General features: G+C 49.0%; 17 protein-coding genes, 3 tRNA genes, 3 rRNA genes and 1 other annotated feature. Of the genes, 13 read left to right on the forward strand and 10 right to left on the reverse strand.

Features of this window, described 5'->3' with window-relative positions; all coding sequences use genetic code 11:
* Window positions 1-4: 4 nt before the first annotated feature.
* From yjjX to EA26_RS03555, 4 genes are all read right to left on the reverse strand, one after another.
* Window positions 5-550, reverse strand: coding sequence for an inosine/xanthosine triphosphatase (gene yjjX, locus EA26_RS03540; protein WP_039428738.1), 546 nt, complete (start codon window positions 548-550; stop codon window positions 5-7).
* Window positions 551-584: 34 nt separating this feature from the next.
* Entirely contained in the window at window positions 585-1763 is a 1179-nt protein-coding gene (gene pheA / locus EA26_RS03545; protein WP_039424211.1) for a prephenate dehydratase, read from the reverse strand.
* Between the two features lie 12 nt (window positions 1764-1775).
* Window positions 1776-1897 (reverse strand) — a sequence feature (Phe leader region).
* A 114-nt stretch (window positions 1898-2011) separates the two neighbouring features.
* The gene (gene hpf / locus EA26_RS03550; RefSeq protein ID WP_039424214.1) at window positions 2012-2341 is read right to left on the reverse strand and encodes a ribosome hibernation-promoting factor, HPF/YfiA family; all 330 of its coding nucleotides are present in this window, start codon (window positions 2339-2341) and stop codon (window positions 2012-2014) included.
* A gap of 374 nt (window positions 2342-2715) precedes the next feature.
* Window positions 2716-3441, reverse strand: a complete 726-nt coding sequence (locus EA26_RS03555; RefSeq protein ID WP_039424217.1) for an outer membrane protein assembly factor BamD — start codon at window positions 3439-3441, stop codon at window positions 2716-2718.
* 134 nt (window positions 3442-3575) lie between these two features.
* On the opposite strand from EA26_RS03555, the gene rluD reads away from it, so the two are divergent.
* The 9 genes from rluD to EA26_RS03600 all read left to right on the forward strand — a co-directional run bounded on the left by rluD (window position 3576) and on the right by EA26_RS03600 (window position 13822).
* Window positions 3576-4553, forward strand: a complete 978-nt coding sequence (rluD, locus tag EA26_RS03560; protein ID WP_039424220.1) for a 23S rRNA pseudouridine(1911/1915/1917) synthase RluD — start codon at window positions 3576-3578, stop codon at window positions 4551-4553.
* A 6-nt stretch (window positions 4554-4559) separates the two neighbouring features.
* Complete coding sequence (pgeF, locus tag EA26_RS03565; protein WP_039424223.1) at window positions 4560-5282, forward strand: peptidoglycan editing factor PgeF; 723 nt, start codon at window positions 4560-4562, stop codon at window positions 5280-5282.
* A gap of 107 nt (window positions 5283-5389) precedes the next feature.
* Entirely contained in the window at window positions 5390-7963 is a 2574-nt protein-coding gene (gene clpB, locus EA26_RS03570; RefSeq protein ID WP_039424226.1) for an ATP-dependent chaperone ClpB, read from the forward strand.
* A 466-nt stretch (window positions 7964-8429) separates the two neighbouring features.
* Window positions 8430-9998 (forward strand): 16S ribosomal RNA (locus EA26_RS03575).
* A gap of 67 nt (window positions 9999-10065) precedes the next feature.
* Window positions 10066-10141, forward strand: a tRNA-Glu gene (locus tag EA26_RS03580).
* A gap of 290 nt (window positions 10142-10431) precedes the next feature.
* Window positions 10432-13318, forward strand: a 23S ribosomal RNA gene (locus EA26_RS03585).
* Between the two features lie 135 nt (window positions 13319-13453).
* A 5S ribosomal RNA gene (gene rrf, locus EA26_RS03590) occupies window positions 13454-13569 on the forward strand.
* The 16S, 23S and 5S rRNA genes sit together here with 3 tRNA genes alongside, the layout of an rRNA operon.
* 54 nt (window positions 13570-13623) lie before the next feature.
* Window positions 13624-13700: transfer RNA gene (locus EA26_RS03595), tRNA-Asp, on the forward strand.
* 45 nt (window positions 13701-13745) lie between these two features.
* A tRNA-Trp gene (locus EA26_RS03600) sits at window positions 13746-13822 on the forward strand.
* A gap of 91 nt (window positions 13823-13913) precedes the next feature.
* Here EA26_RS03600 and EA26_RS03605 read toward each other — a convergent pair.
* Entirely contained in the window at window positions 13914-15188 is a 1275-nt protein-coding gene (locus EA26_RS03605) for an erythromycin esterase family protein (protein ID WP_226978283.1), read from the reverse strand.
* A 222-nt stretch (window positions 15189-15410) separates the two neighbouring features.
* Here EA26_RS03605 and mepA point away from each other — a divergent pair, with 222 nt between their 5' ends.
* Window positions 15411-16250: a penicillin-insensitive murein endopeptidase gene (mepA, locus tag EA26_RS03610; protein WP_081947029.1), complete on the forward strand. Its 840-nt coding sequence runs from the start codon at window positions 15411-15413 to the stop codon at window positions 16248-16250.
* A gap of 17 nt (window positions 16251-16267) precedes the next feature.
* Here mepA and EA26_RS03615 read toward each other — a convergent pair whose 3' ends face one another.
* The 3 genes from EA26_RS03615 to rdgC form a co-directional block, all read right to left on the reverse strand.
* Window positions 16268-16522, reverse strand: coding sequence for a YfhL family 4Fe-4S dicluster ferredoxin (locus tag EA26_RS03615; protein ID WP_039424230.1), 255 nt, complete (start codon window positions 16520-16522; stop codon window positions 16268-16270).
* A gap of 2 nt (window positions 16523-16524) precedes the next feature.
* Entirely contained in the window at window positions 16525-17925 is a 1401-nt protein-coding gene (trhP, locus tag EA26_RS03620) for a prephenate-dependent tRNA uridine(34) hydroxylase TrhP (protein WP_039424233.1), read from the reverse strand.
* Between the two features lie 142 nt (window positions 17926-18067).
* Entirely contained in the window at window positions 18068-18982 is a 915-nt protein-coding gene (gene rdgC / locus EA26_RS03625) for a recombination-associated protein RdgC (protein WP_039424236.1), read from the reverse strand.
* 218 nt (window positions 18983-19200) lie between these two features.
* On the opposite strand from rdgC, the gene phoB reads away from it, so the two are divergent.
* Genes phoB through EA26_RS03640 form a run of 3 tightly spaced genes read left to right on the forward strand, consistent with a single transcriptional unit; the run spans window position 19201 to window position 22155 of the window.
* Window positions 19201-19890 carry a phosphate regulon transcriptional regulator PhoB gene (phoB, locus tag EA26_RS03630; RefSeq protein ID WP_039424239.1) on the forward strand — a complete coding sequence of 230 codons (690 nt, stop codon included), beginning with the start codon at window positions 19201-19203 and terminating at the stop codon, window positions 19888-19890.
* 19 nt (window positions 19891-19909) lie between these two features.
* Window positions 19910-21208 (forward strand): phosphate regulon sensor histidine kinase PhoR, encoded by a 1299-nt coding sequence (phoR, locus tag EA26_RS03635; RefSeq protein ID WP_039424242.1) that lies wholly within the window; start codon window positions 19910-19912, stop codon window positions 21206-21208.
* Window positions 21205-22155 (forward strand): PstS family phosphate ABC transporter substrate-binding protein, encoded by a 951-nt coding sequence (locus tag EA26_RS03640; protein WP_039424243.1) that lies wholly within the window; start codon window positions 21205-21207, stop codon window positions 22153-22155. Before phoR ends, EA26_RS03640 begins: the two co-directional genes overlap by 4 nt.
* Window positions 22156-22224: 69 nt before the next feature.
* Here EA26_RS03640 and ppx read toward each other — a convergent pair whose 3' ends face one another.
* Together ppx and ppk1 are read right to left on the reverse strand one after the other, a co-directional pair.
* The gene (ppx, locus tag EA26_RS03645) at window positions 22225-23727 is read right to left on the reverse strand and encodes an exopolyphosphatase (protein ID WP_039424245.1); all 1503 of its coding nucleotides are present in this window, start codon (window positions 23725-23727) and stop codon (window positions 22225-22227) included.
* Window positions 23711-25813 (reverse strand): polyphosphate kinase 1, encoded by a 2103-nt coding sequence (gene ppk1 / locus EA26_RS03650; protein WP_039424246.1) that lies wholly within the window; start codon window positions 25811-25813, stop codon window positions 23711-23713. Before ppk1 ends, ppx begins: the two co-directional genes overlap by 17 nt.
* Window positions 25814-25927: the final 114 nt, after the last annotated feature.

Genomic DNA, 25927 nt, shown 5'->3' on the forward strand with positions numbered 1-25927 from the left:
TTTTTTAACCCTTGCTTGCCAAATTGGCCGGGAAATGTTGTGGGTTGGTAAAAGGGATCAAGGCCAGAATCAAAGCTTGGTGATAAACCGAACTGCGCGTGAGAAGGTTTTGCGTCAGCAAGCTGATTGCGCCTCCTTTTTGCTTGATGTTGTCGGTGCCAAACACCTCGTCCATCACATCGCCCAGCTCATTGGCATCGGCAAGCTTTGCCAGCACCGCGGGGGGCAGCATTAAACTGGCCGAGCGTGATTCGCCGCGATGAGTGTTCGATTCAATCACCATCCAGGCAAAGGTCACATCACCCTCAATGCCCGCTTCCAAGCCCACATAATAATCGCCATCACTGACCGCTTGTTTGGCATTTTTTACCCGATTGAGTGCGCCCAAATGGGTTTCTTCATCGCTCATCGGTTGGTCTGCCACCTCACTGGGGACGCTTACACCACTGAAGGTAAAACTGCGCTGTGGAAAGGCTTGTTGAAAGGCGCTTTCAACTGCACTGAGCTTAGCTGGGTTGAGTGACGCGATAATCACTTTTTGAGTTGCCATGATCTTTTTACTCACCGTGGTTCATTTGCTACTGTCAGGCTAGTTTGACTTGGGTCGGTTTGACATTTTCACTCGGATAGCAGCCAAGTACTTTCAAGTGTTTCGTCAGCTTGGTGAGCTCATTGAGCGCAAGCTGCATACTTTCGGAATCTAGGTGTGCTTCTAAGTCCACATAGAACATCTCTTCCCAAGGATTGCCCATAATAGGACGCGACTCCAGCTTAGTCATATTGATGCCGTAGCGTTGCAATACCAGCAAGGTTTCGACCAGCGAGCCCGCCTTTTGCGACGTCGACATAATCAGGGTCGTTTTCGCTGGGATTTGTGCAGAGACTTCCACCGGCTTACGCGCAACCACGATAAAACGCGTGTGGTTCTCTGTTTGGTTCGCGATGTTGCCTTGGATAGGTTGCAGGCCATACAGCTTGCCACTGGAAGCATTGCCAATGGCGGCCACATCATCGCGATTCAGCTCTTGCACTTTCTTCATCGCATCGGCGGTGCTGGCACAAGATTCGAGTGTGACCCCTTTTAGACGGCTGAGAAACTCGCTGCATTGCTGGTGTGGTTGTGGGTGTGAGTAAAGTACTTTGATCTGTTCAAGCCGCAGCTCTTTGGTCGCTACCAAACAGTGTTCAATCGGTTGGGTCAATTCACCAACAATATAGAGTGTGGTGTGTTGCAGCAGATCATACACCTCGTTGATCGAACCTGAGCTGGTGTTTTCAATCGGCAGAACGCCGAAATCAGCATGACCGGATTCAACGGTTTGCGTCACCTCTTTGAAATGTTCACAGTTGAGCTCAATCAGTTCCGTGTTCTTACGGCTAAAATACTCTCGACTGGCCAGGTGTGAATAAGAGCCTTTTGCACCCAGAAAGGCGACGCGCGCGAGTGGTTTGCGACTTTGCTCTGGATTCAACAGATTCTGCAGATAAGATTGTTGCAGCAGTACCGAGTCTTCAATGATGGTATGAAACAGCTTGGTAATATATTGAGCATCAAGCTGATATTTTTCTCGTCCATTGGTGATCAGCTTAACCAGTAATTGCTGCTCACGGCTGGCATCTCTCACGGGTTTTGAGGTTTCCACTTTGCTTTTCGCCACCTCAATACTGAGTTTACGGCGCTCCGAGAGGAGGCTAAGCAATTGGTCGTCGAGGTCATTTAAGCGCAGACGGATCTCTTCAAGTGAGATTGGCTGGTCAGTCATCGTGGTATTCCTTATAAAAAAGCCCCCCGAGTTGGGAGGCTTTCTGTTTGTTTTTGACTTTTCTTTCACAAACGGCTTTGCCTCCGGCGGTTAGGGGAGGAAAAAGAAGTCAAAAATAAACAGTAGATTGAATTGCATAAATATCTTTCTTGGTTACGTTTAACCACACAATAAGCAAGCAGGCGTGGAGCGTCAAGCAAAAAAATAGCGCCTCTCGGCGCTACTTCCTCTCACAAAATGAATTCGTTTTATTCGTCTTCTTCTTCAACCAACTCAGGTTTTTCGGCGCGACGCGCTTCGGATTTGTGCTGTAGTTTGTTTAGCTGTCTTTCCAGTTTTTGCTCCACTTCATTAATGGCAGCATACAAATCGTCGTTAACCGCTGAAGCGATAAGTTGACCTTTAGGAACCTTAATCACGGCCTCAAATTTTTTCTGTTTGTTCGGTTCTTCGCTAAAGGTGGCTTGGCAACTGATGATGTCCGCTTGCCATTTTTCTAGCTTCTTAAATTTGCTCTCAATGTGAGTGCGGATAGCAGAGGTGATGTCAATGTTTTTACCAGTGATGTTTACTTTCATAGATGCTTTCCTCTGTGGTATCCCTCATGGGTTGACTCCAGATTACGACTTTGAACTAAAAAAAATGTGACCGAGATCATTATTTATTATGGTGTTTTAAGTGGCTAAACAGAATGTGATCTTAAGCAAGGCTTGTCGATTTTTCTTATGAAAAAGCTTGAGATTCGTTTGGAAAGCAGTAGATTGAATCGAGTAGTTCGCTGAAATTAAACCATTTTTCAGGGATTTTTTACTGCCTAAGTAAAATCTGTAGTCAAATTGCACCAAGTGAAAAATGTGATCGCCACCCGTGGGCAAGAGAGAATGAAAAAAACGCCGCTGAATATCTCAGCGGCGTTTTTGCGTTTGTAAACGGAATCATCAAAAGAGGCGTATTAGAGTGGATTGAGGCGCATCAGCTCTTTTGTTCTTGCAACCGCATCTTCTAGTCCCAACTGTTGGTAGGCTTTAAGTTGAATTGCCAAAGATTTTCTCGCTGCAGTGGTATCTGGATAGGTTTTCTGCAACTCTTGGCAGCGATTAATCGCTGCAATCCAAGCTTCGCGGCGCAAATAATAATCCGCCGTCGCAAGGTCATACTCCGCTAAACGATTTTTCAGCGCAAATAGGCGTTTTTGTGCATCTTGCGCGTATGGGCTGTCTGGATAGCGCTCAAGCAGCTTCTTAAAATCATCAAATGCTTCTTTGACAGGCTCAGGATCGCGATCGCTGCGATCAACGTTAAACAGGTCATGCATAAAGTTGCGATCTTGCGCCATGTGGGTAAGGCCGCGCATGTAAAGTACCCAATCCATTTTCTCATGGGTTGGATTGAGCCGCGTAAAGCGGGCGATCGTTGCCAGCCCTAGGGCGAGGTCGTCGTTCTTGTAATAGGCATAAATCAAATCAAGCTGCACTTGCTCCGAATAAGCACCAAACGGATAACGGGAGTCGAGCGCTTCAAGTTTCTCAATCGCCGTTAGCCAGTTACCACTTTGAAGAGAAATTTGTGCCTCTGAATACAGCTCGGCTGGTGGCACATCAGGGACAATTTGTTCACTGCTTGAACATCCAAACAGCAGTGATACCGCCAAAAGGCCTGATAAAGTATGGTGTTTCATGTCAGGAGTCGATTCCTTGATTCTAAATATTTCTTAAGCTTCCGTTACTTTCTCGTCAGTAACGGATACAATGAACAACAACTATTTTTCCACAGTAGTGAGCATTAGTCTCACAGTTTTTAAAAAAGTTCGATATGGCTCAGCAGATTGAATTAACAAATACCGTAAAAGATAGCCAATTGGGTCAACGACTTGATCAGGCTATCGCAGAATTGTTCGCCGATTTTTCTCGTTCGCGCCTGAAAGAGTGGTTGTTGGACGGAAAAGTAAAAGTGAACGGTGAGGTGATCACCAAACCCCGTACGAAAGTGATGGGCGGCGAAGCGATCACGGTGCTCGCCGAGCTTGAAGACGAAGAGCGCTGGGAAGCGCAAGATATTCCTCTGGATATCGTCTACGAGGATGACGACATTTTAGTCATTAACAAGCCGCGTGATTTCGTGGTTCATCCCGGGGCAGGAACTCCTGATGGCACCGTGCTCAATGCACTGCTGTTTCATTGTCCGGAAATTGCAGAAGTGCCTCGTGCGGGTATCGTGCATCGTTTGGACAAAGACACAACAGGTTTGATGGTGGTTGCGAAAACCGTTCCGGCGCAAACACGCCTCGTTCGAGCGCTACAAAAACGCGACATTACCCGTGAGTATGAAGCCATTGCGATTGGCCGTATGACCGCAGGCGGTAAAGTGGACCAACCGATTGGTCGCCACTCAACCAAACGTACCTTGATGGCAGTCAGCCCTATGGGCAAGCCGGCGGTAACACATTACCGTGTTGCGGAGCATTTCCGTGAGCACACACGCTTGCGTTTACGTCTTGAAACCGGACGTACTCACCAGATCCGTGTGCATATGGCCTACATTCAGCATCCACTGCTTGGCGATATCGCTTACGGTGGCCGCGCGCGTATTCCATCTGGCGCGTCAGATGATGTGGTCGAGATGATACGTGGCTTTGATCGTCAAGCACTGCATGCTGTTATGCTGCGCTTTAATCATCCTATCACTGGTGAAGAGCTGGAGTTCCATGCACCTGTGCCAGATGATATGGTTGAGTTAACCGAAACACTACGCCGTGATACTCAAGAACATGGCTTACCGGACGTCTACTGATCAACCATGATTCTCCCTAACTGGCCTGCTCCGAAAAATATCAAAGCCTTTGCGTCAACGCGTGAAGGCGGTTTTTCGCATGCACCGTATGCGAGCCTAAACTTGGGCACGCATGTCGGGGACGAGCTTCACCTAGTTAGGGAAAATCGCCTTTGGTTAGCCCAAAAGGCGCAAATGCCAAGCGCGCCAGTGTGGTTGAATCAAACCCACTCAACACGAGTGGCAGAGGTATCGACTCCGACAGAGCAAGTGTTGGATGCCGACGGGCTATTTACCCAAACCGTCGGAGTGGTGTGCAGTGCGATGACGGCGGATTGTTTGCCGCTGCTGATCACCAACACACAAGGCACCCAAGTTGCAGCAGTGCATGCAGGATGGCGTGGCCTTTCTGCGGGCATCGTGGAAAACGCGCTCGACAAGTTTTGTGGTGAAGTCATGGTTTGGCTTGGCCCAGCGATTGGTCCTTTGGCATTTGAGGTAGGCGATGATGTCCGTCAGGCATTCACCGACTTTGATCCACAAGCCGCTAAAGCTTTTGTGGCACAAGCGAAAAGTGGAAAGTGGCTTGCTGATATATTTTTGCTCGCGACTCAGCGTCTGAATCGTGCAGGTGTTAGGCAAGTCTTTTCATCGCAGATGTGCACCTACCGTAATTCGGGCCAGTTCTTTTCCTACCGCCGTGATGGCGTTACTGGCCGTCAGGCCAGCTTTATCTGGATGGAAGAATAACAGCATAATTTGTGCGACATCCGCTTTAGTCCCCCTTGAAAAACGTCGAGCACGTATCCATCTTTCATACTGATTAAACCATTCATTTCAGTTGAGGGAAGGTAGGTATGCGTCTTGATCGATTTACCAGTAAGTTTCAAATCGCTATCTCTGATGCACAGTCATTGGCGTTAGGGCGCGATCATCAATACATCGAACCCGTTCATCTTATGGTGGCGCTGCTCGATCAAAATGGCAGCCCAATCAGACCGCTGCTGACCATCTTAAATGTGGATGTCACGCATCTACGTTCCAAGCTCAGTGAAATGTTGGATCGCCTGCCGAAAGTCAGTGGCATTGGTGGTGATGTACAGCTGTCCTCATCGATGGGCACCATGTTCAATCTCTGTGACAAAATTGCGCAGAAGCGCCAAGACAGTTACATCTCGTCGGAAGTTTTCCTGCTGGCCGCTCTTGAAGACAGAGGTCCGTTAGGTCAATTACTTAAAGAGCTGGGGCTCACAGAACAAAAAGTGAGCCAAGCGATTGAGCAAATTCGTGGCGGTCAGAAAGTCAATGACCCGAATGCGGAAGAGCTGCGCCAAGCACTTGAAAAATTTACCATCGATCTTACCGAGCGAGCGGAGCAGGGCAAACTTGATCCGGTCATTGGCCGCGACGATGAAATTCGCCGTACCATTCAAGTATTGCAGCGCCGTACCAAAAACAACCCGGTGATCATCGGTGAGCCCGGTGTCGGGAAAACCGCAATAGTCGAGGGATTAGCGCAGCGTATTATTAATAATGAAGTTCCTGAAGGGCTGCGTGGTCGCCGCGTGCTGTCACTCGATATGGGTGCGTTGGTGGCTGGTGCGAAATACCGTGGTGAGTTTGAAGAGCGCCTCAAATCGGTCTTGAACGAGCTCTCTAAAGAAGAGGGCAATATCATCCTCTTTATCGATGAGTTGCATACCATGGTTGGTGCGGGTAAAGGTGAAGGTTCAATGGATGCGGGCAACATGCTCAAACCCGCTTTGGCTCGTGGCGAGCTTCATTGTGTTGGTGCGACAACCTTGGATGAGTACCGCCAATACATCGAGAAAGATCCCGCCTTGGAGAGACGCTTCCAAAAAGTGCTGGTGGATGAGCCAAGCGTGGAAGACACCATCGCGATTTTGCGTGGTTTAAAAGAACGCTATGAGCTGCACCATCACGTTGAAATTACCGATCCAGCGATCGTGGCGGCAGCCAGCTTGTCCCATCGCTACGTTTCAGACAGACAGTTGCCGGATAAAGCGATTGATTTGATCGATGAAGCAGCGTCCAGTATTCGTATGCAGATCGACTCCAAACCAGAAGCACTGGATAAACTAGAGCGCAAGATCATTCAATTGAAAATTGAGCAGCAGGCGCTTAGCAATGAGCATGATGAAGCGAGTGAAAAGCGTCTGCGCTCGCTCAATGAAGAGTTGAACGAAAAAGAGCGTGAGTTTGCAGAGCTAGAAGAGATCTGGAATGCAGAAAAAGCCGCTTTATCGGGCACTCAACATATCAAAACGGCGCTTGAGCAAGCACGCATGGATATGGAGTTTGCTCGCCGCGCTGGGGATCTAAGCCGCATGTCCGAATTGCAATACGGCCGTATCCCTGAGCTCGAGAAGCAACTTGATCTGGCCACGCAAGCCGAAATGCAGGAGATGACCTTATTGAGAAATAAGGTTACCGACAACGAAATCGCAGAAGTGCTTTCTAAGCAGACCGGTATTCCTGTGTCAAAAATGCTGGAAGCGGAGAAAGAAAAGCTACTGCATATGGAAGAGGTTCTGCACAATCGCGTCATTGGACAAAAAGAGGCGGTAGAAGTGGTGTCGAATGCCATTCGTCGTAGCCGCGCTGGTTTGTCCGATCCGAACAAACCGATTGGTTCCTTCCTCTTCTTGGGGCCAACTGGGGTCGGTAAAACCGAATTGTGTAAAACGCTCGCGAGTTTCATGTTCGACAGCGAAGACGCCATGGTGCGCATTGATATGTCGGAGTTCATGGAGAAGCACTCAGTGGCGAGATTGGTCGGCGCGCCTCCTGGCTACGTTGGTTATGAGGAAGGCGGTTATCTGACGGAAGCAGTGCGTCGTAAGCCGTATTCTGTCATCCTTCTTGATGAAGTCGAAAAAGCGCATCCCGACGTTTTCAACATCTTGTTGCAAGTACTGGATGATGGGCGATTAACAGATGGACAGGGACGTACGGTCGATTTTAGAAACACGGTCGTGATTATGACCTCGAATTTGGGTTCAACCCGAATCCAAGAAAACTTCGCCATGCTCGATTACCAAGGTATTAAAGAGCAGGTGATGGACGTTGTCGGCAAACATTTCCGTCCAGAGTTTTTAAACCGGATAGATGAAAGCGTGGTGTTCCATCCTTTGGGTAAAGAGCACATTAAATCTATCGCCTCCATTCAACTGAGTCGATTGGCTAAACGGATGGAAGAAAAAGGCTACTTATTGGAAGTGTCAGAAAAAGCGCTGGAATTGATCGCACAAGTTGGCTTCGACCCGGTTTATGGTGCGAGACCACTAAAACGTGCGATTCAGCAAAGTGTCGAAAACCCGTTAGCAAAATCCATTCTTTCTGGTCAAGTGTTGCCAGATAAGAAAATTCAATTGGTGGTCAGCAATGATCAGATCATCGCTCATCAATAGATAAAATTATGCGAGTAAATGACAAAATAAGGGGCCTTGCCCCTTATTTTGTTTGGTAAATGCTCAATTGGGTTGAAATCTGAACGGTTGAGCGTCAATTTCGATAAAAATACTATTTTCCACTTGCCAAGAAAAAAGCGTTCCCTATAATGCGCATCCACTGACACGGCAGACGCCACAAGGCTTCAGCGGTTGTCATCGAGGTGAAAGCTTCTGAAAAAGAAAATTGAAAAAAGTGTTTGACACTCTCAGTTATCTCGCTAGAATGCACCTCCGCTTCGAGAAGAAACCTTCGAAAAGCAAAGCTCTTTAACAATATAAACCTATCAATCTGTGTGGGCACTCGTTGATGATAATCGCAAAAGATTTATCAATGAACTGAGTGACCAATTCGATACTTCGGTATCGAGCACAGTCAATTCAACATTACGTAGTAATGTTATCAGTATTCATTGAGCCAAAACTTTAATTGAAGAGTTTGATCATGGCTCAGATTGAACGCTGGCGGCAGGCCTAACACATGCAAGTCGAGCGGCAGCGACAACATTGAACCTTCGGGGGATTTGTTGGGCGGCGAGCGGCGGACGGGTGAGTAATGCCTGGGAAATTGCCCTGATGTGGGGGATAACCATTGGAAACGATGGCTAATACCGCATGATAGCTTCGGCTCAAAGAGGGGGACCTTCGGGCCTCTCGCGTCAGGATATGCCCAGGTGGGATTAGCTAGTTGGTGAGGTAAGGGCTCACCAAGGCGACGATCCCTAGCTGGTCTGAGAGGATGATCAGCCACACTGGAACTGAGACACGGTCCAGACTCCTACGGGAGGCAGCAGTGGGGAATATTGCACAATGGGCGCAAGCCTGATGCAGCCATGCCGCGTGTGTGAAGAAGGCCTTCGGGTTGTAAAGCACTTTCAGTTGTGAGGAAGGTGGTGTTGTGAATAGCAGCATCATTTGACGTTAGCAACAGAAGAAGCACCGGCTAACTCCGTGCCAGCAGCCGCGGTAATACGGAGGGTGCGAGCGTTAATCGGAATTACTGGGCGTAAAGCGCATGCAGGTGGTTTGTTAAGTCAGATGTGAAAGCCCCGGGCTCAACCTGGGAATTGCATTTGAAACTGGCAAACTAGAGTACTGTAGAGGGGGGTAGAATTTCAGGTGTAGCGGTGAAATGCGTAGAGATCTGAAGGAATACCGGTGGCGAAGGCGGCCCCCTGGACAGATACTGACACTCAGATGCGAAAGCGTGGGGAGCAAACAGGATTAGATACCCTGGTAGTCCACGCCGTAAACGATGTCTACTTGGAGGTTGTGGCCTTGAGCCGTGGCTTTCGGAGCTAACGCGTTAAGTAGACCGCCTGGGGAGTACGGTCGCAAGATTAAAACTCAAATGAATTGACGGGGGCCCGCACAAGCGGTGGAGCATGTGGTTTAATTCGATGCAACGCGAAGAACCTTACCTACTCTTGACATCCAGAGAAGCCAGCGGAGACGCAGGTGTGCCTTCGGGAGCTCTGAGACAGGTGCTGCATGGCTGTCGTCAGCTCGTGTTGTGAAATGTTGGGTTAAGTCCCGCAACGAGCGCAACCCTTATCCTTAGTTGCCAGCGAGTAATGTCGGGAACTCCAGGGAGACTGCCGGTGATAAACCGGAGGAAGGTGGGGACGACGTCAAGTCATCATGGCCCTTACGAGTAGGGCTACACACGTGCTACAATGGCGCATACAGAGGGCGGCCAACTTGCGAAAGTGAGCGAATCCCAAAAAGTGCGTCGTAGTCCGGATTGGAGTCTGCAACTCGACTCCATGAAGTCGGAATCGCTAGTAATCGTGGATCAGAATGCCACGGTGAATACGTTCCCGGGCCTTGTACACACCGCCCGTCACACCATGGGAGTGGGCTGCACCAGAAGTGGTTAGTTTAACCCCTTTTCTTTCGAGATTAGGGGAGGACGATCACCACGGTGTGGTTCATGACTGGGGTGAAGTCGTAACAAGGTAGCGCTAGGGGAACCTGGCGCTGGATCACCTCCTTATACGATGATTATTGCGATGAGTGTTCACACAGATTGATACGGTTTAGAAAGTTTAGAGCATCTTAGTGTCCCGTTCGTCTAGAGGCCTAGGACACCGCCCTTTCACGGCGGTAACAGGGGTTCGACTCCCCTACGGGATACCATCTTTAAGCATTCTTGCGAGTGTGTTTAAACATGGTTTTCATTAGAAAATCTGCTCTTTAACAATTTGGAAAGCTGACAAAGTAATTTATCTTCATGGATAAATTACTTGTAAAGTTCTCAATGTTTGTCTTTAAGACAAACACCAACAAAACACATTCAAGTGTTCTTGGGAATGTCACTTATAGTGACAATTCAAAATTGAGTCCGGCAAATCAATGCTATCTCGCTCATTCAAATAATGAGATAGCGAACTTTGGTTGTTTAAACAGAAGACCCTTTGGGGTTGTATGGTTAAGCGACTAAGCGTACACGGTGGATGCCTTGGCAGTCAGAGGCGATGAAGGACGTACTAACTTGCGATAAGCGGTGATGAGGCAGTAAGAGCCACTTGAGTCACCGATTTCCGAATGGGGAAACCCACTTACATAAGTAAGTATCGCTGCATGAATACATAGTGCAGCGAAGCGAACCGGGAGAACTGAAACATCTAAGTACCCCGAGGAAAAGAAATCAACCGAGATTCCGAAAGTAGCGGCGAGCGAAATTGGATTAGCCCTTAAGCTTTACATGCGTTAGACGAATGGTCTGGAAAGGCCAACGATACCGGGTGATAGTCCCGTAGTCATAGGCGCATGTTCAGTGAAATCGAGTAGGGCGGGACACGTGTTATCCTGTCTGAATATGGGGGGACCATCCTCCAAGGCTAAATACTCCTGACTGACCGATAGTGAACCAGTACCGTGAGGGAAAGGCGAAAAGAACCCCTGTGAGGGGAGTGAAATAGAACCTGAAACCGTGTACGTACAAGCAGTAGGAGCACCTTCGTGGTGTGACTGCGTACCTTTTGTATAATGGGTCAGCGACTTAATGTTAGTAGCAAGGTTAACCGCATAGGGGAGCCGTAGGGAAACCGAGTCTTAACTGGGCGTATAGTTGCTAGCATTAGACCCGAAACCGAGTGATCTAGCCATGGGCAGGTTGAAGGTTGAGTAACATCAACTGGAGGACCGAACCGACTAATGTTGAAAAATTAGCGGATGACTTGTGGCTAGGGGTGAAAGGCCAATCAAACTCGGAGATAGCTGGTTCTCCCCGAAAGCTATTTAGGTAGCGCCTCGGACGAATACTACTGGGGGTAGAGCACTGTTAAGGCTAGGGGGTCATCCCGACTTACCAACCCTTTGCAAACTCCGAATACCAGTAAGTACTATCCGGGAGACACACGGCGGGTGCTAACGTCCGTCGTGGAGAGGGAAACAACCCAGACCGCCAGCTAAGGTCCCAAATTACAGCTAAGTGGGAAACGATGTGGGAAGGCTTAGACAGCTAGGATGTTGGCTTAGAAGCAGCCATCATTTAAAGAAAGCGTAATAGCTCACTAGTCGAGTCGGCCTGCGCGGAAGATGTAACGGGGCTAAGTTGTAAACCGAAGCTGCGGCAATGTTCTTGGAACATTGGGTAGGGGAGCGTTCTGTAAGCCGTTGAAGGTGTGTTGTAAAGCATGCTGGAGGTATCAGAAGTGCGAATGCTGACATGAGTAACGACAAGGGGGGTGAAAAACCTCCCCGCCGGAAGACCAAGGGTTCCTGTCCAACGTTAATCGGGGCAGGGTGAGTCGACCCCTAAGGCGAGGCCGAAAGGCGTAGTCGATGGGAAACGGGTTAATATTCCCGTACTCGATCAAATTGCGATGGGGGGACGGAGAAGGCTAGGTGGGCCTGGCGACGGTTGTCCAGGTTCAAGTGCGTAGGCTGAGTGTTTAGGTAAATCCGGACACTCGATAGGCTGAGACACGACGTCGAGCTACTACGGTAGTGAAGTCATTGATGCCATGCTTCCAGGAAAAGCCTCTAAGCTTCAGATTTGATGGAATCGTACCCCAAACCGACACAGGTGGTCGGGTAGAGAATACCAAGGCGCTTGAGAGAACTCGGGTGAAGGAACTAGGCAAAATGGTACCGTAACTTCGGGAGAAGGTACGCTCTTGATGGTGAAGTCCCTCGCGGATGGAGCTGACGAGAGTCGCAGATACCAGGTGGCTGCAACTGTTTATTAAAAACACAGCACTGTGCAAAATCGCAAGATGACGTATACGGTGTGACGCCTGCCCGGTGCCGGAAGGTTAATTGATGGGGTTAGCGTAAGCGAAGCTCTTGATCGAAGCCCCGGTAAACGGCGGCCGTAACTATAACGGTCCTAAGGTAGCGAAATTCCTTGTCGGGTAAGTTCCGACCTGCACGAATGGCGTAATGATGGCCACGCTGTCTCCACCCGAGACTCAGTGAAATTGAAATCGCTGTGAAGATGCAGTGTACCCGCGGCTAGACGGAAAGACCCCGTGAACCTTTACTACAGCTTGGCACTGAACATTGAACCTACATGTGTAGGATAGGTGGGAGGCTTTGAAGACGTGACGCCAGTTGCGTTGGAGCCGTCCTTGAAATACCACCCTTGTATGTTTGATGTTCTAACGTTGGCCCCTCATCGGGGTCGCGGACAGTGCCTGGTGGGTAGTTTGACTGGGGCGGTCTCCTCCCAAAGAGTAACGGAGGAGCACGAAGGTGGGCTAATCACGGTTGGACATCGTGAGGTTAGTGCAATGGCATAAGCCCGCTTAACTGCGAGAATGACGGTTCGAGCAGGTGCGAAAGCAGGTCATAGTGATCCGGTGGTTCTGAATGGAAGGGCCATCGCTCAACGGATAAAAGGTACTCCGGGGATAACAGGCTGATACCGCCCAAGAGTTCATATCGACGGCGGTGTTTGGCACCTCGATGTCGGCTCATCACATCCTGGGGCTGAAGTCGGTCCCAAGGGTATGGCTGTTCGCCATTTAAAGTGGTACGCGAGCTGGGTTTAGAACGTCGTGAGACAGTTCGGTCCCTATCTGCCGTGGGCGTTGGAAGATTGAAGGGGGCTGCTCCTAGTACGAGAGGACCGGAGTGGACGAACCTCTGGTGTTCGGGTTGTGTCGCCAGACGCATTGCCCGGTAGCTAAGTTCGGAATTGATAACCGCTGAAAGCATCTAAGCGGGAAGCGAGCCCTGAGATGAGTCTTCCCTGACAGTTTAACTGTCCTAAAGGGTTGTTCGAGACTAGAACGTTGATAGGCAGGGTGTATAAGCGCTGTGAGGCGTTGAGCTAACCTGTACTAATTGCCCGTGAGGCTTAACCATACAACACCCAAAGGGTTTTGATGGACTCAAAGCAAGAACAAAAACTTGATTGTGTTAAGAAGAACATAAACAGCTTTCCAGATTATTGAAAGATAAGGCCCTAGGTTCTAGGAACAGTCTTTCAAACAGAATTTGCTTGGCGACCATAGCGTTTTGGACCCACCTGATTCCATCCCGAACTCAGAAGTGAAACGAAACAGCGTCGATGGTAGTGTGGGGTTTCCCCATGTGAGAGTAGAACATCGCCAGGCTTTAAATATCGTGTTAGGCGTTGCCTGATACCAGACTTACAGTCTAACTGATGCGGAGCGGTAGTTCAGTCGGTTAGAATACCGGCCTGTCACGCCGGGGGTCGCGGGTTCGAGTCCCGTCCGCTCCGCCACTTATAAAGAGACCTTGCTAGCGTGCAAGGTTTTGTCAAATCTGCAGGGGTGTAGCTCCAATTGGCAGAGCAGCGGATTCCAAATCCGCGTGTTGGGAGTTCGAATCTCTCCACCCCTGCCATCATTGAAAGCCTCAGTCGAAAGACTGGGGCTTTTTTTATTCCTCACTTTACACTATCTCTCGAACTCGAGCATGTCTTGCTAAGGGAGCTCTATTGGTGTTGCTGGTTCTTCTTGCGGAATAAAAAGAAACCCATCCATGCTATTCCAAGGAATGTGTGGGGTAAGCGTTCCCCACGCATAACGTAAGTAGAACATTTTCTGAAAATATCGTTTAATGCTATCCGGTTGAGTAGCGAGATTGACGAAACATCAGGATATCCGGCCGAATATAACGCGTAGTTCAGCGTGTTGTTTTCCTCCTTAAAGGTTTCTGTCTCTTTCAACCATCGGCTGTGGTCTGGGGTATTGGCGGCTAACGTGCCTTTAAAACCTAATTGCATAACACTATAGGTTGATAGATCTGGGTAGCGCTGCTGTAGCGCAGAAATCATCGAGCTTTGTATTGGTGTGGCATGGATGTTGTGCGCCCAGACTAACGTTTGTCCTTTCAACTGAAACCATTCGTTAATCAGCCAGTACAAGTTTTCGGCTGACTGCGCATTGGTATAGGAATTGTCTATGTTATTGATGATGAAATAAGCTTGTGCCTGAAGACTCTTGACGATTTGCAGCCAAAAAGATGCGTAGTTGCGAAACTCTCTCGGCCTATCCGGATCATATACTGGAACCGTTTCCGCTTGCTTCTGTGTGACTAACAGTGTTTCAAGTGACTTTAATTCGGTGATTAAAAAGCGGTGATCCGCTTGAGTATAAGGCTGCGTCGTGTACCAAGGGCACATCATACGTGACGCAGTTTCTTTGATCTTCTTGTAGTTCGCCATCTCCAAGTTGTTGGTTATTAGATAGTTTTCCAGCTCCTCGAACATGATGCTGCAGCCAGGATCGCTATTGATGCGGGCATCGTAGCCAATCAGCAACAACGGTTTTTCTCTCTGGGGAACATCATTAACATACCTCATCAATGCGGCCACTTCTTGGCTAAAACGGTGTCCATACATGTAGTTGGCATCGGGACCTATCACTGCCTCCTGTAATGTTTGTTTGCCGTTGAGGTAATTTTGCCACGCAGCTAGCCCGTCATAGAGGCCTGCTTCAAATGCGATAAAATTTAAATCACCCTCTTCATACAGTGCCTTGGCCATGCGCGCCTTATAGCTGTAGGCCTTGGATCCTTGGTGAGTTCTCTCTCCAACGCTGACGATGTCAATAGCGCGAGTTGCGGAGATGAATTCACTTAAATCCATGTTATTACTATTTAAATCGGTGCTAAGTAACGCTTGATAGTGAATATCTCCAACTGCCTCTGGTTCAGTGTGATTACACCCGGCGAGGAGAATTAGGCTTACTAGGGCAAATCTATGCATATCTACTCCTTTTTCCTCTATTTCAATCGAGTAGCAGAGGGAAAGACAGGAATAAGAAGTTGGGCTGCGAGCGACTGCAAAATAAGAACTCAAGTGGGTGTTTTTGGGGGAGTTAATCGAGCTGACGAGAAGGCTACTTTTAGAAAGGTTTTTCTACGTACAGGGTTGTAGTGGGTTAAACTGTCGGAATCTTAACTGATATAAATGACGCGGGATGATGGTATGAGAGGAGGAAAAGTGGAGAAAATTTATCTGCTGTTCGCACTGTTACTAACGAGCTTTTTCTCATACGCATCGACCCCTTGGGAAACGGTCTCTACGCCAATTGTGGCCGATGCCCGTGCCGTTGGTTCCTACGCAAATGGTTGTCTTATTGGAGCTGTGGCTTTGCCCTTGGAAGGGGAGGGATTTCAAGTAGTTCGTGCTGAAAGAAGGCGCTATTTTGCTCACCCTGATACACAGAACTTTGTGCAGCGCCTTGGCCTGTATGCCAAAGAGACACTGCACGCCAGTTTGATGATTGCCGACGTCGGCCTCCCCCGTGGCGGCCGATTTGCTTATGGGCATGCCAGCCATCAAACGGGATTAGATGTGGACGTCTGGTTAAAACTGAACTCTAGCCCATTAGAGATACAGCGATTGGCTGAGGCAAAGACCGAAAGTCTGGTTGATGTGAAAGCTCAGAACATTGATGAGGCCGTATGGCGTGATGACTACTTTGAACTGGTTAAAAAAGCCGCAGAGGATGAACGTGTGGCGCGTATTTTTATCAATCCGGTGATCAAAGAGCGCCTGTGCGTGATGGAAAAAAGCGACGAGCGAGATTGGCTGCGCAAGGTGCGTCCATGGTGGGGACACAGCGCCCACATGCACGTTCGGCTTAAATGCCCACAAAAAAGTGATGAATGTGTCAGTCAGCCGCTGCCACCTGAGGGCGATGGATGCGGTGAAGAGGTGACCAGTTGGCGCATTCGCCCCACACCGCCACCCAAAAAACCATCATCTCCCCCGCCTATGCCAGAGGTGTGTCTGAGAGTGCTGGAAACAGACAGAGCGCCATAAATGCGCTCTGGGTGATTTTAGGCAAGTCCCTGAATAATGACGAATTTCTCAAGCAATTGTGCTTCAGTTTCGATATGTGCAGGGTCGGTAATAATGCACTTGGTGATCGGACAAACGGACTGACAGGTTGGCTTGTCGTAGTGTCCTTTGCATTCCGTACAGAGGTTGGGATCAATTTCAAAGATCTTCTCCCCCATCGAAATCGCACCATTCGGACACTCAGGGTCACACATGTCGCAGTTAATGCATTTATCCGTGATGAGCAGTGCCATAACTACTTACCTGTGGGGTTGCGGGTATCCTGACCGTCATTCAGATTACGCATCAGTAGAGCGTATTGCAGATCTAGCTCCGCAGGTACTGGCACGTAAACAAAGTGACCATTGCCTTTTGCGTCGTCAATGGCTTCACCTTTGCGGTTTTCCATCGCTTCCAATCTGAAAATAACATTACCTTTCGGCGTCATCAGTTCTAAGCTGTCACCCACGATGAACTTGTTCTTCACTTCCACTTCTGCCATATCGCCGCGGCGTTTGCCAGTGAACTCTCCGACAAATTGCTGTGCGTCTGATACTGAGTAGCCGTAGTCGTAATTTTGATAGGCATCGTGGGTGTGGCGGCGAAGAAAACCTTCGGTATAGCCACGGTGCGCCAAGCTTTCCAGTGTGCCCATCAAGCTCTCGTCGAAAGGCTTGCCTACAACCGCGTCATCGATCGCTTTGCGGTAAACCTGAGCGGTACGCGCACAGTAGTAGAACGATTTAGTGCGGCCTTCGATTTTCAATGAATGCACACCCATTTTCGTCAAACGCTCAACGTGCTGTACGGCACGCAGGTCTTTTGAGTTCATGATGTAGGTGCCGTGTTCATCTTCAAATGCGGCCATTTTTTCTTCTGGACGATGGCTTTCAGAGAGCAGTACCACATCGTCAATCGGCTTGCCGCGACCAATGGTGGTTTCTGGGCGCTCTTCCTGTACTTCAATTGCTTGAGCTGCGTTTGGATCGAACTGTTCGACGATCTGGCCAGCATCATCTTCTTTCCCTTGCTCAACTTTGTATTCCCAACGGCAAGCATTGGTGCATGTACCTTGGTTTGGGTCTCGTTTGTTGATGTAGCCAGAGAGCAGGCAACGGCCAGAGTAAGCCATACAAAGAGCGCCATGAACGAACACTTCCAGTTCGGTTTCAGGACAGTGTTGGCGAATTTCTTCGATCTCTTCGAGTGACAGTTCGCGAGAGACAATCACACGTTCCACGCCATAAGCGGCCCAGAATTTGACGGTTGCCCAGTTGACCGCGTTCGCTTGTACTGACAGGTGAATGGCCATATGCGGGAAGGCTTCACGCACCATCATAATCAGGCCAGGGTCTGACATGATCAGCGCATCTGGGCCCATATCTACCACGGGTTTGAGATCACGGATGAAGGTTTTAAGTTTGGAGTTATGTGGCTGAATGTTGCACACCACATAAAACTTTTTACCTTGAGCATGTGCTTCATCGATACCGATTTGCAGATTCTCATGGTTGAATTCGTTGTTACGTACACGCAGGCTGTAGCGAGGTTGTCCGGCGTAAACCGCATCGGCACCATAGGCGAAAGCATAGCGCATATTTTTCAAGCTGCCCGCAGGTGACAATAGCTCGGGAACAAAAGGTTTGGTGGATGTCATTGCTCGTTTTCTCTTCTCTCTGATCTCAGGTCAGTCCAATTCCACCAGATGGAATTGGGGCGCAAATTTTACGCTAAATTGTGATCTTTGACTAGGTAAAGGAGAGAAAAACGCCTCCATCAAGAAGGCGTCGAAGAAGCGATTAAGCGTTGGGATGGGGAAGTCCCCCCAGCGCCTCATACAAGTTAGGTAAGAAGGCCGAGAGCTCACCGCAGAGCAAAGAGAAATCGGCATCAAAACGCGCCGCTTGATCTTCGCGAGGGATATCGTCGTTTTGATCGCGCAATTCATCAGAAAACTTAAAGCGCTTAATGCTACCGTCATCTGCGAGAATGAACTCAAGACGCTGCTGCCAATCGAGGGCAAGTTTGGTCACCATCTTGTCTGCTTCGATGTGGCTGCGGATCTCATCGCTGGTCAGTTCTTGCTTTTTACAGCGAATGATACCGCCATCTTCCAGTACCGATTTGAGCTCGGCTTCGTCCAGCAGAGTAAAGCCTTGCGGCGTTTGACCTGTTTTGACCCATTCGGTGAGTGTCACTTCCACGGCCTTTTCTGGAATAGCCGGAACCACAGGTAAGCTGCCCATGGTTTTACGCAGCAGCGCCAGTACTTCTTCGGCTTTCTTGTAGCTGCTGGCATCGACCAAAATAAACCCTTCCGTTGGCAGAATGAGCACATTGGTGTGGTTGCTGCGGCTAAACGCTCTGGGTAACAAATCGATAATGATGTCTTCCTTTAAGGCGTCCTTCTCTTTTTTCTTCAAAGGACGGCCTTCTTGCGCTTCCATCGCTTCCACTTTGGCGTTGAGTGAGTCTTTGATCACTGACGCAGGCAGCATTTTCTCTTCTTTTTTGGCGCAGAGCAGGATGCGGTTCTCTGATACGTGAGTCATCATATCGCCATGTCTGCCCATCGCGGTCACCCAGCCAAATTTCTGTTTGTCTTGACTGCCACAAGGGGTAAAGCGGAACTCAGCCAACTGTTTTTCCAGTTGTTCAGCGTTGAAATCTATGTCGCGATTAACGCGGTAGACCATACAGTTTTTAAACCACATAACTTGTCTCTAGGCTAAAAATAAGGGGGCCATAATAGGCAATTTTAGGGCGCTTGTCTTAAGGGAATTTCAAAAATTGATGATGAATTGATAAAGAAAGTTATATGAAAATTTGTTTGCAAAGGTCACAAAAGTGTCATAATTGGCGGTAATAATGCTGACAGTTGCAAAGGGCTAGGGCCTGAAAATTATTCAAACTAACATAAGGTTATTCAATTATGTCTAGAAGGATTCTGGTAGTCGAAGATGAAGCGCCAATCCGAGAAATGTTGTGCTTTGTCTTAGAGCAGAAAGGTTATCAGGCGGTGGAAGCGGAAGATTACGACACTGCGGTAACTAAGCTCGCTGAACCCTTCCCGGATCTGGTTTTACTGGATTGGATGCTACCTGGTGGCAGTGGTATCAACTTTATCAAACATATGAAGCGCGAAGAGCTGACGCGCAATATCCCGGTGGTGATGCTTACCGCGCGTGGTGAAGAAGAAGATAAAGTGCGCGGTCTTGAAGTCGGTGCAGACGACTACATTACTAAGCCGTTCTCGCCGAAAGAGTTAGTGGCGAGATTAAAAGCGGTGATTCGCCGAGTGACGCCAACAGCACTCGAAGATGTGATTGACGTACAAGGCCTGAAGTTGGATCCGGTTTCTCATCGTGTTACCGCCAATGATCAACCCGTCGACATGGGCCCGACGGAATTCAAAATGCTGCATTTCTTCATGACTCACCAAGAGCGGGTTTACAGCCGCGAACAACTGTTGAACAATGTCTGGGGCACCAATGTGTATGTGGAAGATCGCACCGTCGATGTGCATATTCGTCGCTTACGCAAAGCGCTTGAAGACGCTGGACATGACAAGCTGATCCAGACCGTCCGTGGTGCAGGATATCGTTTCTCAACAAAAGCGTAATACCATGTCGGAGTGTTGAGTGGTTGAAAGATTAACGTGGAAAAAGCTGGCTTGGGAGCTGGCTTTTTTTTACACCCCTTGGGTGATCGTAGGATGGATTTTTGGTTCGATGCCGTGGTTGCTGCTGGCTGCCACGGTGTTGCAGCTTGGCTGGCATCTGCATAATCAGGTACGCCTTTCTTCTTGGCTTTGGGATGAAAAACGCCTCACGCCGCCATCAGGGAGCGGTCATTGGGAGTCGCTGTTTAATGGCCTGTATCGCTTGCAACAAAGGCAGCGGCGTAAGCGCAAAGAGCTGACCAATTTGATCAGACGCTTTCGCAATGGGGCCGAATCGCTGCCCGATGCGGTAGTGGTGTTTCGCGCCGAAGGCAACATTGTTTGGTGCAACAAACTGGCGCAACATCTGCTCGGTTTTCATTGGCCAGAAGATGCTGGGCAGCCTATTTCCAACTTGATCCGTACTCCGGATTTTATTCGTTATCTCAGTAATAAAGATTTCTCTGAGCCGCTAGAAATGCGCGCGCCGCTGAACATCGAGCGCACGCTGGAACTGCGGATCGTGCCATACACCGAAGGTGAGCATTTGATGGTGGTGCGTGACATCAGTCAACTGAAACAGTTGGAAGGGATGCGCCGCAACTTTTTTGCTAACGTTTCACACGAACTGCGCACGCCAATGACGGTATTGCAAGGCTACTTAGAGATGACGGAAGAGCCCGATGTGCTGGCTGGCCCGATGTGGAGCAAAGCACATGGCGTAATGACCGAGCAGCTCAATCGCATGAATAGCTTAGTGAATCAACTGCTTACCTTATCAAAAATCGAGGCTGCGCCGATTCACGAACTGGATCAAGTGGTGCATGTGCCTGCTATGTTGGACGTGCTGGAAAAAGAAGCAGTCAGTTTAAGCGGCGATAAAGCGCACGTGATCAAGTTTGATGTCGACAAGAGCTTAAAAGTGTATGCCGACGAAGACCAACTGCGCAGCGCTATTTCTAATCTGGTCTACAACGCCGTCAAGTACACTCCAGCTGGCGCACATATCGATGTACGTTGGTTCAACACCAGTAAGGGGGCGTGTCTTGAAGTGCAAGATAGTGGCGATGGTATCGAGCCACAACACATTCATCGCTTGACCGAACGGTTTTATCGCGTCGATAAAGCGCGCTCTCGTGACACCGGTGGCAGTGGGCTCGGGCTGGCGATCGTCAAGCACGCGCTCTCCCATCATGACTCGCATTTGCAGATCCAAAGCCAAGTAGGTGTGGGCAGTAAATTTTCTTTCGTTCTTCCCAGTAAGTTGGTGGTGGAATGAGAGTGCTATGGAGTTTGACGCTCAGTTTGTCGCTGCTTAGTCCAGCGCAGGCGTTTGATGCACCACTAGAGGATTACCACAAAGTACCGGGCGTGTCAGGCAATCTGCTTTCCGTTGGTTCGGACACGCTGGCGGGTATGACGACATTGTGGGTGGAGGAGTTTAAATCACTGTACCCGAATATCAACGCTCAAGTTCAAGCGTCGGGTTCTTCCACAGCACCGCCTGCGCTCACAGAGCAAACGGCGCAGTTTGGCCCGATGAGTCGTCCGATGCGCTTGCGCGAGCTGGAGGCGTTTGAACGTGCTCACGGCTACAAACCCACGGCGTTACGGGTAGCGATTGACGCGATCGGTATTTTTGTTCATCAGGACAACCCAGTTGAAGGGCTCAATTTCCAGCAGCTGGATGCCATTTTTTCGGCCACTTTGCGCTGCGGGGCGAGAGATTTTTCTGGCAACTGGGCTGAGCTGGGGATTGATGCTGAATGGGCCAAGCGCAACATCCAGCTGTTTGGGCGCAACTCAGTCTCCGGTACATATGGCTATTTCAAGAAAAACGCCCTTTGCGGGGGGGATTTTAAAAATCGCGTCAATGAGCAACCGGGCTCCGCTTCTGTGGTTCAATCGGTGGCATCCACCATCAGCGGGATAGGCTATTCAGGTGTTGGCTATCGAGTGGCGGGCGTGCGTTTAGTGCCGATAGCCAAAGAGGGGACTGACTACATTCAGCCAACGCGGCAAAATATTGTCACAGGGGCTTATCCTTTGTCACGCTATCTGTATGTCTATGTTAATAAACACCCGAATCGGCCACTTAGCCCGATTGAAGCGGAATTTATCCGTTTTATCTATTCTGCTCAGGGGCAAGCGCTGGTGGAAAAAGATGGCTATGTATCGATTACGCGCGAGTTTGCTCAGAATGAGCTGAGTAAAATCGGTCTGTAGAACTGTGTAGTAAAACGAATTAAAAAAGGCCCGTTTGGGCCTTTTGTGCTGTTTTGACCACTAGCCTTGTCACTCAATCACCAGTTGCCAGTTCACTTGCTGCCAGCGCTCTTGTTCACTTTGCAAGTCGGCGGACAGCAGTTTGTTGTTGTCCAACCAATCCGCTTGTTGACCACGCAGCGTCCAGCAGTTGCCGTTCACTTCCAAACTGAATTCCGGTAAAGGATCGTCGTTACGCTGGCCGTTGATCAATATCGCCAAACGTAAAATACGGATCAAATGCACCACTTGCTCTTTATCATAGAGATGGAAATCCGCCAGTTCCGTCAGCTTGAGCGATTTACGCTGATAACGGGTGAGAGAAGAGAGTAAAAGCTGCTGTTCGCTGTTAAAGCCAGGCATGTTGGTATGCTGAAGAATATAAGCCGAATGGCGCTGAAAACCGCGTAAACTGATGCTCAGCCCCACCTCGTGCAGCAAGGCTGCCCATTCGAGCATGGCAAACAGGTCACTTTTACGCTTTATGCCGAGCGTTTGATGTACCTGCTCAAGTAGCTCTACGGCCAAGCCTTTGACTCGCGCAGCGTGCTCTAAGTCAACCAGATGCTTTTTCGCCAAGTTTTCGGTGGTGCGCATGCGGATGTCTGAGCGTGCTAGGCGCGATTCCATTTCGTACATCAGGCCTTCACGTAGCGCACCGTCAGAGTAGTGCATCTCTTTGATTTTGAGATCTTGGAAGATAGCGCTGAGAATGGCGACGCCAGCGGCGAACACGCTTTTTCGCTCTTCGGTTAAGCCGGGAAGCTCGATATCGTTGATGGTGTCAAACTCGCACAGCACTTCAATTAGAGTGTTAAGGCGTGGACCAGTAATGATACCGTCTTCAAAACCAATGCCAATCAACACCTCGCGTATCGCTTTTATCGTGCCTGAAGAGCCAAACGCAATGTCCCAACCGCGTTTTCGATACTGCGCAGCGATCGATTCCAGTTTCTGCTCTGAGGCGAGAATCGCTTTGGAGAAGTTCTTCTTGGAAATTTTACCGTTGCTAAAAAAACGGTTGGTGAAACTGACACAGCCCATCTGTTTGCTGTTGAGCAGTTCAGGCTCAAACTCGGTGCCGATGATCATCTCGGTACTGCCACCACCGATATCAATCACCAATTTCGATGTCGCCTCAATTTGCGTGTGAGCAACACCAAGATAAATAAGGCGCGCCTCTTCTTCCCCAGGAATGATTTCAATCGGGAAGGGCAGTACTTGGCGCGCACGTTGCAGAAACACGTGCGCGTTTTTCGCTTGGCGCAGGGTGTGCGTGGCGGCAATCCTGACGTTATCGGCATCGAATCCTTGCAAGCGCTCGGCGAACATGGAGAGGCATTCAAGACCACGCTCCATCGCTTCATCGCTTAAGTTCATCTCATCGTCGAGGCCATCTGCAAGCTGAACTCGTTGTTTATGACGGCTGACCAGTTGCAGATCTTCATCTGCAACTTTCGCGACCACCATGTGAAAGCTATTTGACCCAAGATCAATAGCCGCTATCTCTCTGGTGTTACTGGCTGTTGTCATTCGTTTCTAAATGCCCTTTATTCTTACGTGTCTGTTTCTCTACATTTTTAAGATAGTCGTAAATCGCTATTTGAGAACGGATTTTTTTCCTGTTGCCGCGTTCTACGTAGCTGTTACTCATCTCTTTATCGATGCGGCGGGCTTTCACTGTATCGATAAATTGAATATTGAGAATGTCGATGATTCGCTGCTTGATGCGCGGATCTCTTACGGGTGCCATCACTTCGATTCGGTTATCGATATTGCGTTCCATCCAGTCCGCGGAGGAGATGTACACCAGTGGATTGCCGTCATTATGCACCACCAGAACACGAGGGTGTTCGAGGAAACGGTCAATAATACTGATAATCTCAATATTTTCACTGACTCCTTCAACACCCGGAACCAAAGAACACATACCGCGCACGATCATACGAATCTTCACGCCCGCATTGTTGGCTCCGTAAAGTTTGCTGATCAATCCTTTGTCGACTAAGTTGTTTACCTTAAGTGTAATCTCGGCTTTCTTGCCAGCTTTGGCATTGGCAATTTCGCCATCGAGTAGGCGATAGATCTGGGTTCTTGAGTTACGTGGCGAGACGATCAAATGGTTGAATTTCACCGGACGGAACGGATTTTCAATGTAACCAAACACCGAACGTACTTCCGCGGCGAGCTCTTGATCGGCGGTGAGCAGAGAGAAGTCGGTGTAGATACGAGCGGTACGCTCGTGAAAGTTCCCCGTTCCAATATGGGCATAGCGGACAAATTGATCGTCTTCACGTCGGGTGATCAGCAGTAACTTGGCGTGGATTTTCATGCCCGGAACACCAAAAATGACGTGAACGCCCGCATCGGTCAGTACGCGTGACCACTCAATGTTGGCCTCTTCGTCAAAGCGAGCTTGCAGCTCGACCACCACCACTACACGCTTACCGTTGTGCACCGCGTCCACCAAAGAGTTCATCAAACGGGAGTTTTTCGCCACGCGATAAATGTTGATCTTAATGCTGACCACTTTCGGGTCAAACGACGCCTGGCGAACCAGCTCTGTGATGTGTTCAAACGAGTGGTAGGGGTAGTGCAGCAAAATGTCCTGCGCACGGATAGCGTCAAAGGCGTTGGCGTGGCCTTCAAAATCGGCGCAGCTCATCGGTGGCAGCGGTTTGTTTTCTAAGTAATCACGGCCAACGTTTGGAAAGCCGATGAAATCTTTGAAGTTATGATAGCGTCCCCCAGGGATCAAGCTGTCATAGTGAGAAATCTTTAATTTAAAGCAGAGGTACTTCAGCATCTCTTCTGGCATTTCACGCTCATAAACAAAGCGGATTGGCAGCGCAGTCAAACGCTGGCTTAAGCCTTCCGACATCTGCTCTAACAGGCTGTATTCCACTTCATGACGCAAGTCATATTCGGCGTCGCGCGTCAGTTTCATGGCGTAGCCGTTGAGTTCATCGTACTCGAAGAAACCACGGAAAATGTCGTTTAGGCAGTAACGGATGATGTTATCGAGCAAAATGATGGTTTTCTTTCGCTTGCCTTTTTGCTCAGGCACCATGACAAAACGTGGCAAGTGATCGGTTGGGATCTCTAGCAGCGCATACTTCGAGGTACTGTCAGTTTTAAGCTCAACGGCAATGTAAGCGTATTCGTCTTTGAGAAATTGCAGCACGTCGATTTCGTCGGTCAACATCACTGGCGTGATGTGCGGTAGCACTTCTTTTTGGAAGTATTTGGTGATCCACTTTTGCTGTGCTTCGTCTAGTTGCCCCTCGTTGACCAAAAAAATGCGCCGACGCGCCATTTCACGAATAAGCTCATTGTAGAGTTCGTCAAAACGTTCATTCAGTTTGAGCGCTTTGGTCTGCATTTTCGACAACAAGTGCTTGGAAATGTCGTTGCCACCTTGCTCGCGGTTAATCAGAATGCGGCGTTTGACGTCGGAAAAGCGAACTTTATAGAACTCGTCCAAATTATTGGAGAAGATCCCCAAAAAGCGAATTCTTTCGATCAAAGGAACGGTTTTATCTGCCGCTTCCTGCAAAACTCTTTCATTGAAGGAGAGCCAACTGAGCTCTTTTTCGATATACAACTTTTCCGCACTCATAAACCTAACCTGACACTAATAAAAATTTATAGATAAGTGGTTCTTTAACCCTTATTGAGCAAGAACATTATGTGTTTTTTGTTACAGATTTATTTCATATCATGTTCTAGCTAA

The sequence above is a fragment of the Vibrio navarrensis genome (genome assembly GCF_000764325.1).
Classification (GTDB): domain Bacteria; phylum Pseudomonadota; class Gammaproteobacteria; order Enterobacterales; family Vibrionaceae; genus Vibrio; species Vibrio navarrensis.